Genomic DNA, 13,668 nt, shown 5'->3' with positions numbered 1-13,668 from the left:
ATATTGCCTAGCCGGGCCCATAGGCCATCAACCCCTGGGCGTTGCCACCGCCAAATAGGGGAAAGGTCTCCTCGACAACATATGGACCACCCCCGACCTTTGGCTTCGAGGAAAACAGCGTGAAATGCGTCACGAGGAAGGGTTCCGAGCGATAGCCGCCGAAGTGTTCGAGATACCGAGCAACGACTTCGGGACGGGTGGACTTCAACCGCGCGATCGTAACGTGGGGTTTGAACTGACGACCTTCGGGCGGGAGACCGGCAGACCTCGCAGCGCGTTCATGAGCACGCGCGAGTTGTTCCAGTTCCGGACCAGCTTCGATGCCGGCCCAAATCGATCGCGGCTCTTTTCCACCGAACGTACCGAGCCCGGAAATGCGGGCATGAAAAGCGTTCACGTCGATGCCCGCAAGCATATCGGCGAACTCGCTCGCGGTCCGATTGTCGATGTCGCCGACGAACCGCAGCGTGATGTGCATGTCGTCGGTATCGATCCAGCGAGCGCCGGGAAGAGGTTGCTCCATATCGGCGAGATCGTCGCGAAGATCTTCAGGGAGTTCGATACCGGTAAAAAGACGAGGCATGGGTGTAACCCTCCGCTGTCATATGACAACTTTTATGTAGTGGTTTTTACCTGAACGGCCTCTGACTCCACCTCTTGAAAAAAAGGGAAACGCAGCGTCTCACCCAGACTTCGCTTCCGCAATCAGTTCTTCAACCTTTGGCAGCATGCGCCGGACGATTTCCGCCACACCTTTGCGATTGGGGTGCATTCCATCGTCAAGACTAAGCGCAGCGTCAGTCGCTACGCCTTCGAGGATGAAAGGATAGTAGAGTGCACCATACGTCTTCGCCAATTCTGAGAATATGGGGTCAAACGCATTCGAATACGCTTCGCCCCAGTTCTTTGGCGCGATCATGCCGGCAATCAGAACCTTGATGTCGCGTTCGCGAAGCTTCTCAAGGATCCGCTCAAGGTTCTTTCGCGTTAATTCGGGGTCTATGCCTCGGAGGGCATCGTTGGCCCCGAGTTCAAGGATAACGGCGTCGGTGTCCGTCGGGATTGCCCAGTCAAAACGTGCAAGCCCCGCGGCCGTCGTGTCACCTGAGACGCCGGCATTCTCCACAACGACCGAGTACCCACGTTTTTTTAAGGCAGCTTCAAGCTGAATAGGTAAAGCCGCGGACGGCTCAAGCATGTAACCTGCGGTCAGGCTGTCGCCGAAAGCCACAATCTTCAAAGGCTTGTCGCCTGCCCGGGCAAGTCCCACATCCAACGCCATGAACACCGTCAGTCCTATGGAGATAATCGCAAGCCAAGCTCTTATGGGAGCGACCCCGGACATCTCACCAAAGTGTGTGCGAAATCTCGACTTCATCACGATAGCGCCTCAACCCTCATCCATTGGCATTCAAACCAGCGTTACGACGTGGTTGGCTTGCTGACATCCACAGCATTGCCGCATTACCATCGGCCGGACTTTTCTGGAGGTTCCGTACACGTGCCTGCTCCCATTGTCTCATTGGACAACGTTCGTCTCAGTCTGACCAGTCGCGCCGGTGCTGTCGAAATCCTCCGCGGCATCACGCTGGATCTGACACCGGGCCAATCTGTGGCAATCCTGGGGCCGTCCGGATCTGGCAAGACATCGCTGCTGATGGTACTAGCCGGCCTCGAACGCGCGACCAGTGGTCGCGTCGTCGTGTCGGGGCAGGATCTTTCCAAACTCGACGAAGACGAGCGCGCGCGTCTGCGCGGCACTGAAATCGGCATCGTTTTCCAATCCTTCCACCTCGTTCCGACGATGACGGCGCTTGAGAATGTTGCACTCCCGCTCGAATTCCAGGGATCGCCTGATGCGGCCTCCCGTGCCCGCGAGTTATTGGGTGAAGTTGGACTTGGGTCTCGCCTGCAGCATTTTCCAGCCGAGTTGTCCGGTGGTGAGCAACAACGCGTCGCGTTGGCCCGCGCTTTATCCACCAAGCCCCGCTTGATTCTCGCTGACGAGCCGACCGGAAATCTGGATGGCGAAACCGGACGGCACGTCATCGAGCTTCTCTTTGGACTGCACGGTCGTTCCGACGCCACCCTCATCCTGGTGACTCATGACGAACGATTGGCCGAACGCTGCCAGCGTACTCTCCGCATGACCGATGGCATCATTTCCGCGGATGATCTGAAGGACGCGGCCTGAGCATGGCCGGCTCAAGTGTTGCCTCTGCGGCGAAGGAAACAGCATGACGGCAGTCGAAGTGGCGCAATCCACCAATCGTGAACGGCGTTCGGTTCTTCCGCTGCCGCTGCGCTTGGCTGGCCGACAGATGCGCGCTGGGTTCGATGGCTTCATTATCTTCATGCTGTGCGTCGCGCTGGGTGTCATGGTGATCACGGGCGTTGGAACGCTGGCGGACTCGCTCAATCTGGGTCTTGAGCGCCATGGCCGCACGATCTTGGGCGGCGACATCGCCATCTCCAGGATGCACACGCGTGCGAATGCCGAGGAACGTGCGATCCTTGATGGGGTGGGTAAGATCAGCGAAACCGCGACAATGCGGATCATGGCGAAATTGCCCGATGGCAGCGATCAGATGCTTGCGGAGCTCAAGAGCGTCGATGGAGCCTATCCGCTAGCGGGACGTCTTGAGCTTAGCGGAGGTGCATCTCTTCCAGATGTATTGCGCGACAATGGCGCCGCCGTGGAACCCATCCTGCTCGAACGACTTGGGCTGAAAGTCGGCGACAAGATTACGGTGGGCCAAGCGCAACTTGAGATTCGCGCTTTCATTGAGAAAGAGCCCGAAGGACTAGTCGATCGCCTCACGTACGGGCCGCGCGTACTTGTGTCCATCGCGACATTGCAGAATACCGGCCTCATACAACCCGGTGCCCTGGTGCGATGGCGCTACGCCCTGGCGCTGGGCCCGGATCGTGAAACACCGAAAGACCTACTGGACGCGCACGAAGCACTCAAGGCAGGACTATCGAATGGCGGCTTTACGATAGGGGATCGACGTGATCCGTCGCCAGAGATCCGCAAGACATTGGATCGGCTGAGGCAATTCCTGACGCTCCTCGGCTTGGCCGCTTTAATTGTGGGCGGCGTCGGTATTGCCAATGCGGTCGCTCAATTTGTGGACCGCAGACGCCGCACCATCGCGACGATGCGGGCGATAGGTGCCACGAGCCGTCAAATCTTTGCGGCCTTTCTGGCGCAAATCCTGGCTATCGCCGCAATCGGCATCGCCATTGGGCTGGTTGCCGGCACCCTGATTCCCGCTGTGCTCCAGGCACAATACGGGCACTTGCTACCGTTACCCACGGAACTCACGGTCTCACCCATGAGCCTTGCGGCTGCTGCGGGCTATGGCTTGCTGGTCTCCCTTCTATTTTCAATCTGGCCGTTGGGTCGTGCCGAACAGATTTCTCCGGCTGTCCTGTTCCGCGATGAGGTGGGCAACACGGGTGGACTGCCGAGCCTCGCCATCATGATCGCGACGGGCGGACTGGCGCTGGCACTCGCCGTTATTGCGATCTTGAGCGCGGACACGTCCAAAATCGCAATTTATTTTTGCGCTGCGTTGGTTGTTGTTTTGTTGGTTTTTTATGCGCTCGGCTTAGCCGTAACATGGGCGGCAGGGAAAATTCCCCGATCAAAATTGCCGGAATTGGCAATTGCGATTGGGAATATCGGAAGTCCTGGCGGATTGACCCGATCGATTATTCTTTCTCTTGGAGCGGGACTTTCATTACTCGTAGCAGTGGCACTGACTGATGCCTCATTGGTCGAGGAATTGAACGGAAAGCTTCCTGAAAATGCACCCGACTATTTTGTGCTGGATATTCCCAAGACCGAAATCTCTACTTTTCGCGACAACATTCTAGCTAAAGTACCCAGCGCCAGGGTCAAGGAAGCACCGATGCTGCGCGGCCGGCTGATCAAACTCGGCGACCGTCCTGTAGAAAGCATCAAGGCGCCACCGGATGCGGAGTGGGTTTTGCGCGGTGATCGCGGCATCACCTATTCCACAGAAGTCCCGGACGGTTCGCGTGTAACGGCGGGTGAATGGTGGCCAGCTGATTATAGCGGAGAGCCGCTTGTCTCCTTTGAAGCCGACCTTGCGAAGCTCTTGAACTTGAGCATCGGCGATACAGTTACGGTCAACGTCTTGGGCCGCAACATCACAGCCCGTATTGCAAACCTGCGCGAACTGGATTGGGACAGTCTCTCAATCAATTTTGTGATGGTGTTTTCCCCAAACACGCTGGCTGGCGCGCCAAACAACATGCTTGCGACGATTGCGTTGCCCGACAATGTCGACATCAAGCAGGAAGCCGCGTTGGCCAAATCGGTAGCGCAGTCGTTCCCGACAACCACCGTCATCCGAGTTCGTGATGCCATCACGGCATTTAACGACGTCTTCGAAAAGATCATCACCGCGATCCGTATCGCGAGTGGTGTTACTCTATTGGCAGGCGCTCTCGTACTCGCAGGCTCTCTGGCTACAGCGCAACGTCGCCGCATTCTAGAGGCGGTGATTCTTAAGGCGTTGGGCGCCACGCGCCGTCGGATCCTGCTCGCTCATGCGATAGAGTATATGCTGCTCGGTCTATTGACAGCAGGATTTGCTATTGTGCTTGGCACGATGTCGGCGGAATTGGCACTCAGCCAAGTGATCGATGTGCCGTTTTTCTTCTCGTTCCAGGCAGTTTTGGAAGCTATTGGGCTCGCATTGGGCTTAATTCTGATTTTCGGCGGTCTGGGGACTTGGCAAGTCTTGCGGGCACGACCTGTGCCCTATTTAAGGTCTCAATAGCACTGAGGTCGTGAAATATACCTTGCCGATCCGTAATTCGATCACTAAGTCAAACTGCAAAAATACTCTTTCGGCTCCTTGAAACGGCGAGCGGAACACGACATATTCCAATCGCAAGCCGAAAAATAATACTCGCACCGGCCATAGGGAATTAACAGATGACCGAATACGAAAACAGGTATGCACAGGCAGCGACCGCTACGACGCGAACAGGCGCGGCCGTAGACGAAGGGCTGCGCTCTTACATGCTGGGTGTGTACAACTACATGGCGGCTGGCGTTGGCCTGACCGGCGTAGTTGCTTACCTGGTCTACACCCTAGCCGTTGTCACGGGGGCTGATGGCAAAGTCGCAGGCCTCACAGAGTTCGGTACGGCTCTTTATGCCTCGCCGTTGAAGTGGGTCGTAATGCTGGCGCCGCTGGCTTTTGTCTTCTTCCTTGGCTTTCGCATTCAAAAGATGAGCATCGGCGCCGCGCAGATGACGTTCTGGGCGTTCGCAGCCATTATGGGCGTGTCGCTCTCCTCGATCTTCCTGGTCTTCACCGGCCAGTCGATCACGCAGGTGTTCTTCGTCACAGCAGCAGCTTTTGCCAGCCTCAGCGCTTGGGGTTACATGACCAAGCGTGACTTGAGTGGTTGGGGCTCATTCCTGATCATGGGCGTTGTCGGCATCATCATTGCCGCGATCGTCAACTGGTTCCTGCAGTCGAGCGCCTTGGCTTTCGCCATCTCTGTTATCGGCGTTCTCGTCTTCGCAGGTCTGACGGCCTATGACACGCAGCGCATCAAGGACGAGTACCTCGCTATCCGTCACGACTCTACGATGGTCGCGAAGGCTGCCATCATGGGCGCGCTCAGCCTTTACCTGGACTTCATCAACATGTTCATGATGCTGCTCCAGCTCTTCGGCAATCGCGAATAAGCGGCATAAGCTACCAATTACACCGAAACAAAAGAAGGGCTCCGACATTAGTCGGGGCCCTTTCTGTGTTGTACCTCTCGAAACGTGTTCGAGAATCAGCTCAGCGCACGACGCGCATGCGGTTCGTTTCCAGAACATCGAGAACGCGTCGCAGATCGTGTCCGCGCTTCAAAATCACACCGGTGGCCGCGATAACGCTATACGCACCCTGCTTGCGTGCCAGCTTCGGAACCTTTTCGATGCGGAGGAGTGGCCACTCGCTAGCTTTGCGGAAGATAGAGAAGACCGCCTTCTCGCGATTCATGTCGATCGCATAGTCTCGCCACTCACCGGCAGCGACCTTACGGCCGTAAACCGCGAGTATTTCTCTCAATTCGTGTCGATTGAAACAGGTCGTCGGGGGAACCTTGTCGGGCCCGGCGGCGATGGCACCAGCGGCTGCATCGTTCGCACGCGGGCGGAGGATTGTTATCGGTTCTGAATCGCTCAAAACGCGCCTCCCTTGTCACAGAGTAGTCATGATCGCCGTATTACGAGCCTATTGCAAGTATTGAAGCAGCCTCTCAAAGGGACGTTCTGGCTAGCCGCATCTCGGAGGATTCGCACACGGAATGACCTTTTATTGGTCAGATTCACGTCGCGGACCGGCCAATCTGAGGCCGCAAATCAAGGGCACATTATCAACCGTTGCCTCTGGGTTCGATCCGCGGGATACGGCTTCGGAACTCTCAGCCCCCCAGCCCCCGGAGTTTACTCGCCGGATCGGACCTGATGGCAACGTCTCTCCTAGTTGCCCATTCCCAAAAAGAAAGGCCGGTTCCCCCAACCGGCCCTTTCTACTTTCTGGCCGCCCCTCCTTATTTTTCCGAAGTGGCCATCCGCGTGGCGCACTCCTATATGAGTATCCGGCAATCGGCTCTTGAGCGGAGCCGACGTAGTGATCCGACACAGGGAATTCGGCGAATGAGTTCAGCCACGAACGGCACGGGCAGCTTGGCTGCGTCCGCAATCAACCGCGATCAGAACGACAATCCTCTTCTGAAAACCTGGACCACACCCTTCGGCCTGCCGCCATTCTCGGAAATCGAGCCACGCCATTTTGCTCCGGCATTTGAAGCGGCCATGCACGCGCACGCAGAAGACGTCCGGACGATTGCAGAAAATCCAGAGGCACCAACGTTTGCCAATACTATTGCTGCCATGGATCGCAGCTTCCTGCCGCTCGAACGCGTCGCCGACGTCTTTTTCAATCAGGTCAGTACTTGCGCCACGCCGGATCTGCAGGCGATCGAACGCGACATTGCCCCTGCGCTTGCGGCCCATAGCAGCACGATATTCCTGAACAGCAAGCTGTATGAGCGGATTAAGGCGCTCTATGACGCGAGGGCCGAACTCGATCTGACGCCCGAAGAAGCGCGTGTGCTAGATCGTTACAATACGTGGTTCATACGCGCGGGCGCAGCTCTCGGATCGAAAGAGCGAGAACGCGTTGCGCAAATCGATCGCCGCCTCGCTGAGCTCGCCACCCAGTTCAACCAAAATGTCCTCGCCGATGAGCAGTCTTGGCATCTGCCTCTGATGAGTGATGAAGATCTGGCTGGTCTGCCCCCCATGGCAAGAGCGAACGCGCGCCGTGCCGCAAAGGATTTGGGCCTCGCTGGAGACAATGCCCACGCTATTACCCTTGGCAGATCCAGCGTCGAAGGCTTCTTGACGTTTTCGGATCGCCGCGATTTGCGCGAAGCCGCATTTCGCGCGTGGATCGATCGTGGTGCCGGCGGTGGAGCGACGGACAATAGCGAGACGTTGGCGGAGATCGTTCGTCTGCGCACCGAAATAGCTCGGCTTAAGGGTTATCCAAGTTTCGCTGACTACGTGCTCGCCGATACCATGGCGAAATCGCCAGAAGCGGTGCGCGGTCTGTTGGACCGCGTGTGGCCTGCAGCCAAGAAGCGCGCGATGGAAGAGCGCGACGCACTCGCCGAACGCGCACGATCCGAAGGCGGTAATTTTGCCATTCAGCCATGGGACTGGCGCTACTATGCCGAGCGTGAACGCAAAGTCCGCTATGACTTGGATGAGGGCGAACTACGCGCATACCTCAAGCTCGACAACGTTATCGCCGCCGCCTTCGACACGGCTGGCCGTCTGTTTGGTTTGAAGTTCACAGAGCTGCCGGATGCTCCGCGTTTTCACCCCGACGTGCGCGTCTTCGAGGTCACCGATAAAGACGGTCTCCATGTTGCAATCTTCATGGCGGATTATTTTGCGCGATCGGGCAAGCGTTCGGGCGCCTGGATGACGGATCTACGGGCGAGCCACAAGTTGGACGGCGAGCCGGTTCGGCCGATCATTGTCAATGTAATGAATTTCTCGCGCGGCTCCGATGACGAACCAACGCTGATCTCCATGGACGATGCCCGCACGCTCTTCCATGAGTTTGGCCACGGCCTGCACGGGATGCTGTCTGACGTCACGTATCCATCGGTGGCAGGCACCAAAGTCGCGCGTGACTTTGTTGAACTGCCCTCGCAGCTCTATGAGCATTGGTTTGGCGAGCCTGAGGTTCTGGGCCGGTTCGCTTTGCACTATCAAACCGGCGAGCCCATGCCGCAGTCTCTGATCGACAAATTGAAAGCAGCACAGCAGTTCAATCAGGGCTTCGCGACAGTCGAATACACGGCCTGCGCATTGCTGGATCTCGAAATGCACGCGCTAGAGGAACAGGGCTTATTCCAGCCCGCCGAATTCGAGCGTGATGCATTGGACCGCATCGGTATGCCGGGCGAGATCGTCATGCGCCATCGCCTTCCGCACTTCACACACATCACCGGGGGCTATGCCGCAGGCTACTACAGCTACCTGTGGTCTGAGGTCATGGATGCAGACGCTTTCGCAGCGTTCAAGGAAACCGGCGACATCTACAACCCTGATGTTGCCGCCCGCCTGAAATCGGCGATCTACGCCGCAGGCAACTCCCAGGATCCGCATCAAGCCTACATCGATTTCCGGGGCCGCCCGCCTGAGATCGATGGTCTGCTTGAAAAGCGCGGTTTGGTGAACACCGAATCTGTCGGCTGATCTTATGAAGGCGGAGATCGTCAGGATCTTAAAGGGCAGGGCGCGCTGTTCATAGGCATCTCAGTGCAGCGCGCCTTCGCCATCCAGAACCCAAGTCTGTCGTTTGCCCAGGCCGCGTATCTGGGTGCTTCCTCGCGCACGTGTGAAGAACGATGAACCGAGCTGCTTGTTGGCTTCTTCGGACAAAAGGATTTGACCGGACGGAGCCATTTTTTCGAGCCGCGATGCGTGGTTCACAGTATCGCCCCAGATATCGTAGGCGAACTTATTGAAACCGATGACACCGGCCATCACGGGCCCCGCCGCAATACCGATGCGCAGTTTGATAGTCACGCCCGTCCGTTTGCTAGCGCGTTCTGCGGCGGTCTGCATGTCGAGGGCTAGGCGTGCGAGCCGTTGGCAGTGGTCTGCTGATGTCCGGGGTACGCCCGAGACCGCCATATAGCCATCACCCATCGTTTTTATTTTTTCGACGCCATGCAGCGTCGCGAGCTCATCAAATTCCCGGATCAACTGATTGAGGAGTTTAACCGTCCGTTCCCCACCAAGTCGCTTCGAGATACCGACAAACCCCGTGATATCAGCAAACAGTACAGACGCATTATCGTAAGTATCGATGATCGGCTGGCCGGGGGCTGCTTTAAGACGTTCAATAACGAAATCGGGCAGGATCTTTGCAAGGACGGCCTGGGTTTCGGCCAGCGCTTGTTCGACGCGCATGAGGCGCTCAGCGGATGAAGAGACGGGAGCTGTAAACGACATAACGGGCCTCACGTGCGCTAGGGACACTGATGTGTCGCGCCGTGCGCACAAAAGGTTCAAAGGAGATCGAAAATTTCCTCTTAGGGTTCCACCGGGATGCAGCCCAACACCTCTGGCTTGAGGATCAACCCTATACGGAGCGCTTGGCCTGAGCTGTTACAGCCGGAACACGCGATGATTATCGGATCTGGTCTGCCGAGCGGTTGCTCACGGACGGAACCCTACCAGCCGGACTATTTTTCAGGCCACTGAGCCGCCCCGAGGATAGGACCACCTGGGCCCTTTTGAACAAGCGCCACGCAGCGCTCTGTCTGTCGCCAAAGAACGGACTTGCGTGAAAGCCGAATTTCATCGGGCTCGCCATTCCACATGCCCACCGCCGACATTTCACGTACAACATTGAAATACGTCAGATTGCGTCCAGAATTCTCGCCTCGGCCGACCTCGACCTCGCCCTTCTTTTGAACGACAGCGAGCCATACCGTCGCGTCGCTCACCGGATTGCCATCTTTCGCGGACCCAATGCTTATGACTAGGGCATCGCCATCGCTCACCATTCGCACCGGGACGGTAAATGGCGACTGATCTTTAAGCTTGTTAAGCGCTCGGTCGATCTCATGCTGCTTTGATCCGACCACATGCATCCGGCCATTAACGACAACCTGAGGCGTATAAACGGCACCGTCGCCTCGCGCGACCGCATAATCGCGTTGTCGCTGAGTGTTACGCGGATTTGAGAACGTGTCCTTCCAGCCAAGATAGTCCCAATAGTCGACAGGTAAGGTCAGTGCGATGACCTCCGGCCGGTCAACGTAGGTTTTGAGGAGTTTGTCTGCGGGCGGGCAGGACGAACAACCCTGGCTCGTGAACAACTCCACGACGCCGACAACCGCTGCCGTCTTTGGTTCAGCACGTACCGGACCGCCCAACGAGGCTGTCATCAGAACACTGAGACCGACATACGCGAACGATGTCTGTCGCGAACGCATCAAAATCAGAACCCCTCTCTAAACTTGCTCTAAGGATCTGAGGCCACTATTGGCAGTGCGCCCTTCAATGAAAAGTAACGAATGGGTGACGCTCACGGGTCAGTACAGATCGGAATACAAGCGGGTCGTTATAAATCCTTAGAGTTAAACAAATCGGCACCGCTTCTTATCGATGCGGTGCCGAAGATTCCTAAAGCTTAAGCAGCTTTGGCAAGATTGCGTAGTACGTAGTTAAGAATGCCGCCGTGCCGCACATATTCGAGTTCGTCGAGTGTATCGATGCGGCAAAGGATGGGTACGTCCTGCGTGCTACCGTCGCTTGCGGTCACGCGCGCATTCATTTCCTGGCGCGGTCTGACGTCCGTGAGGCCCTCAATGGTAACGGTTTCGTCACCCTTAAGACCGAGTGAGCGCCACGATTGCCCAGCAGCGAACGTAAACGGCAATACACCCATTCCGACGAGGTTGGAGCGGTGGATACGTTCGTAAGACTGCGCGATGACCGCCCGAACACCGAGCAGCTTTGTGCCCTTGGCAGCCCAGTCACGGGACGAGCCGTTGCCGTATTCCACACCAGCCATGACCACCAAGGGTACCGACTCCTGCGCATAACGCATCGCCACGTCATAGATCGACATAACGTCGCCGGACGGATAGTGAACGCTGAAGCCGCCTTCGCGGACACCTCCTTCGGTAGCTTCCAACATGAAGTTCTTGATGCGGATGTTCGCAAACGTACCGCGCATCATCACTTCGTGGTTGCCGCGACGCGTACCGTACTGGTTAAAGTCGGCTGGCCGCACCTGGTACTCGAGAAGATAAGCGCCCGCCGGGCTGTCTTTCTTAATCGAGCCGGCTGGCGAAATATGGTCTGTGGTGATCTTGTCGCCGAACAAGCCGAGAATTCGCGCGCCTTTGATGTCCTGAACCGGTTCGGGTTGCGGCGTGATGCCTTGGAAGTAAGGGGGATTGCGCACGTAAGTGCTGTCCCCGTCCCAATCGTAGGTCGTACCGGTGCTGGTGGCGATGCCCTGCCAATGTTCATCGCCCTTGAAGACGTCGGCATATTTGCTCTCGAACATCTCACGCGTGACGTTCTTGCTGATGACGTCCTGGATTTCATGGCTCGTCGGCCAGATGTCTCGCAGATAAACGGGTTCACCGTCTGACCCAGTACCTAGCGGCTCCTCGGCGAGGTTCTTTTGAACGCTGCCGGCGAGAGCATAGGCCACGACCAGCGGTGGCGAGGCGAGGTAGTTCGCTTGGACGTCGGGGCTGACGCGACCTTCGAAGTTGCGGTTCCCGGACAAGACGGCCGCCGCGACGACCCCGTTCTCATTGATCGCGTTCGAAATGGGTGCAGCGAGCGGTCCGGAGTTACCGATGCACGTGGTGCACCCGAAGCCAACAAGGTTGAAGCCGAGTTTGTCGAGGTAGGGCTGGAGTCCAGACTTATCGAGATAAGCCGCAACGACTTGGCTTCCCGGTGCCAGCGAGGTTTTGACCCACGGAGCAACGCTCAGCCCTTTTTCAACGGCGTTGCGAGCCACGAGACCGGCTGCGATGAGAACGCTTGGGTTCGACGTATTGGTGCAGCTCGTGATAGCTGCGATCACCACGTCGCCGTGGCCGACAGTGTAATCCTCACCTGCAACGGTGACGCGACGGTCTAGCTCGCCTGGACGCTTGTATTCGCTTGCCAGAGCATCCGCGAAACCGTTCTTGACGTCGGAGAGCGCAATGCGGCCTTCGGGACGCTTCGGACCGGCAAGAGAAGGTACGATATCGCCGAGATCAAGAGACAGCGTGTCGGTGAAGACAGGATCTGCCGCATCACGTTCCCGGAACAGGCCTTGCTCCCTCGTGTAGGCCTCGACGAGCGCGATGCGCTCTTCAGTGCGTCCCGACATGCGAAGATAGTTGAGCGTCTCGCCATCGACAGGGAAGAATCCACAGGTGGCGCCATACTCCGGCGCCATGTTGGCGATCGTCGCGCGATCCGCCAGCGTCATGTTGTTGAGGCCCGGGCCATAGAACTCGACGAACTTGGAGACGACACCCTTCTTGCGCAGCATCTGCGTGACCGTGAGCACGAGGTCCGTGGCGGTTACGCCTTCCGGCAGTTTGCCGGTAAGCCTGAAACCGATCACTTCAGGCAGAAGCATCGATTGGGCCTGACCGAGCATGGCAGCTTCGGCTTCGATACCTCCTACACCCCAACCAAGCACGGCGAGGCCGTTGACCATGGTCGTATGGCTGTCCGTGCCAACGAGCGTATCAGGGTAAGCGACGATTTCGCCGTTGGGCAGTTCGCGGGTCCAAACAGTCTGCGCGAGGTATTCGAGGTTCACCTGGTGACAGATACCAGTGCCCGGCGGAACCACGCGGAAATTGTCGAACGCGCCCTGTCCCCACTTGAGGAAATTATAACGCTCGCCGTTACGGGCATATTCCAGTTCGACGTTTTGTTCGAATGCGAGAGCGGTGCCGTAAGAGTCGACGATCACTGAGTGGTCGATCACCAGGTCGACAGGGACGAGAGGATTGATCTTCTTTGGATCGCCACCCAGGGCGGTCATCCCATCACGCATCGCGGCCAGATCGACAACCGCGGGAACGCCAGTGAAGTCCTGCATGAGAACGCGCGCCGGGCGATACCCGATTTCCGCGCCTGCACTGCCCTTATCCTCAAGCCAAGCAGCGACCGCCTCGATATCTTTTTTCTTAACGGTCTGCCCGTCCTCGTGACGCAGCAGATTTTCAAGCAAAACCTTCATTGAAAATGGCAGACGCGAAATTCCCGTCAGCCCGTTCTTTTCTGCCTCAGTCAGGGAGAAATAGGTATAAGTCTTACCCCCGACGTTCAGGCTTTTTCGGCAATTGAAACTGTCGATGGATTGTTTAATCTCAGCGCTCAAGATCTATTTTCCCCTGCTATCGATTCCAGACTCCGACGTTGTGGGCACATACAGACCGCATCGCCACACATCATGGTGCATCCCGACGAGCCGCAAAAAAGCTGGCCGGATGATGGTTCGGACCTCTATATAAAGGTTCCTCCGGTCGGCAGCCAGCGGCTAGCGGGCCGTTAAGTGAGCT

General features: G+C 57.3%; 10 protein-coding genes. 4 read left to right on the top strand and 6 right to left on the bottom strand.

Annotation, left to right across the window (positions count from 1 at the left end; genetic code table 11):
• Positions 1 to 7 precede the first annotated feature (7 nt).
• Positions 8 to 583 carry an RNA 2',3'-cyclic phosphodiesterase gene (gene thpR, locus BLS30_RS05375; protein WP_046477168.1) on the bottom strand — a complete coding sequence of 192 codons (576 nt, stop codon included), beginning with the start codon at positions 581 to 583 and terminating at the stop codon, positions 8 to 10.
• A gap of 99 nt (positions 584 to 682) precedes the next feature.
• Positions 683 to 1,345 carry an arylesterase gene (locus BLS30_RS05370; RefSeq protein ID WP_090227446.1) on the bottom strand — a complete coding sequence of 221 codons (663 nt, stop codon included), beginning with the start codon at positions 1,343 to 1,345 and terminating at the stop codon, positions 683 to 685.
• 156 nt (positions 1,346 to 1,501) lie between these two features.
• Here BLS30_RS05370 and BLS30_RS05365 point away from each other — a divergent pair, with 156 nt between their 5' ends.
• The 3 genes from BLS30_RS05365 (at position 1,502) to BLS30_RS05355 (ending at position 5,737) form a co-directional block, all read left to right on the top strand.
• A complete protein-coding gene (locus tag BLS30_RS05365; RefSeq protein WP_090227055.1) occupies positions 1,502 to 2,194 on the top strand; it encodes an ABC transporter ATP-binding protein in 693 nt (230 codons plus the stop codon).
• Between the two features lie 43 nt (positions 2,195 to 2,237).
• Entirely contained in the window at positions 2,238 to 4,814 is a 2,577-nt protein-coding gene (locus BLS30_RS05360) for an ABC transporter permease (RefSeq protein WP_090227052.1), read from the top strand.
• Between the two features lie 158 nt (positions 4,815 to 4,972).
• Entirely contained in the window at positions 4,973 to 5,737 is a 765-nt protein-coding gene (locus BLS30_RS05355; protein ID WP_046477173.1) for a Bax inhibitor-1/YccA family protein, read from the top strand.
• Positions 5,738 to 5,837: 100 nt separating this feature from the next.
• Here BLS30_RS05355 and BLS30_RS05350 read toward each other — a convergent pair whose 3' ends face one another.
• Positions 5,838 to 6,227, bottom strand: a complete 390-nt coding sequence (locus BLS30_RS05350; protein WP_052743712.1) for a DUF2794 domain-containing protein — start codon at positions 6,225 to 6,227, stop codon at positions 5,838 to 5,840.
• A 473-nt stretch (positions 6,228 to 6,700) separates the two neighbouring features.
• Here BLS30_RS05350 and BLS30_RS05345 point away from each other — a divergent pair, with 473 nt between their 5' ends.
• The gene (locus BLS30_RS05345; RefSeq protein ID WP_090227050.1) at positions 6,701 to 8,818 is read left to right on the top strand and encodes a M3 family metallopeptidase; all 2,118 of its coding nucleotides are present in this window, start codon (positions 6,701 to 6,703) and stop codon (positions 8,816 to 8,818) included.
• A 60-nt stretch (positions 8,819 to 8,878) separates the two neighbouring features.
• Here the strand turns inward: BLS30_RS05345 and BLS30_RS05340 are convergent, their stop codons facing one another.
• From BLS30_RS05340 to acnA, 3 genes are all read right to left on the bottom strand, one after another.
• Positions 8,879 to 9,580, bottom strand: a complete 702-nt coding sequence (locus BLS30_RS05340; RefSeq protein ID WP_052743713.1) for an adenylate/guanylate cyclase domain-containing protein — start codon at positions 9,578 to 9,580, stop codon at positions 8,879 to 8,881.
• A 233-nt stretch (positions 9,581 to 9,813) separates the two neighbouring features.
• The gene (locus BLS30_RS05335) at positions 9,814 to 10,569 is read right to left on the bottom strand and encodes a DUF1223 domain-containing protein (RefSeq protein WP_090227047.1); all 756 of its coding nucleotides are present in this window, start codon (positions 10,567 to 10,569) and stop codon (positions 9,814 to 9,816) included.
• A gap of 197 nt (positions 10,570 to 10,766) precedes the next feature.
• Positions 10,767 to 13,475 (bottom strand): aconitate hydratase AcnA, encoded by a 2,709-nt coding sequence (gene acnA / locus BLS30_RS05330; protein ID WP_090227439.1) that lies wholly within the window; start codon positions 13,473 to 13,475, stop codon positions 10,767 to 10,769.
• Between the last annotated feature and the right edge of the window lie 193 nt (positions 13,476 to 13,668).

Origin of the sequence: Filomicrobium insigne, assembly GCF_900104305.1 — a bacterium.
GTDB classification, from domain to species: Bacteria; Pseudomonadota; Alphaproteobacteria; order Rhizobiales; family Hyphomicrobiaceae; genus Filomicrobium; species Filomicrobium insigne.
The sequence above is the reverse complement of the archived record's forward strand: the minus strand, read 5'-3'. Positions and strand labels throughout refer to the sequence as shown.

What these genes read in the sequence shown, in the direction of transcription:
- BLS30_RS05340 (WP_052743713.1), bottom strand. Translation starts at nt 9,580, where the DNA reads ATGTCGTTTACAGCTCCCGTCTCTTCATCCGCTGAGCGCCTCATGCGC.
- BLS30_RS05345 (WP_090227050.1), top strand. Translation starts at nt 6,701, where the DNA reads ATGAGTTCAGCCACGAACGGCACGGGCAGCTTGGCTGCGTCCGCAATC.
- BLS30_RS05370 (WP_090227446.1), bottom strand. Translation starts at nt 1,345, where the DNA reads ATGTCCGGGGTCGCTCCCATAAGAGCTTGGCTTGCGATTATCTCCATA.
- BLS30_RS05360 (WP_090227052.1), top strand. Translation starts at nt 2,238, where the DNA reads ATGACGGCAGTCGAAGTGGCGCAATCCACCAATCGTGAACGGCGTTCG.
- BLS30_RS05355 (WP_046477173.1), top strand. Translation starts at nt 4,973, where the DNA reads ATGACCGAATACGAAAACAGGTATGCACAGGCAGCGACCGCTACGACG.
- BLS30_RS05335 (WP_090227047.1), bottom strand. Translation starts at nt 10,569, where the DNA reads ATGCGTTCGCGACAGACATCGTTCGCGTATGTCGGTCTCAGTGTTCTG.
- thpR (WP_046477168.1), bottom strand. Translation starts at nt 583, where the DNA reads ATGCCTCGTCTTTTTACCGGTATCGAACTCCCTGAAGATCTTCGCGAC.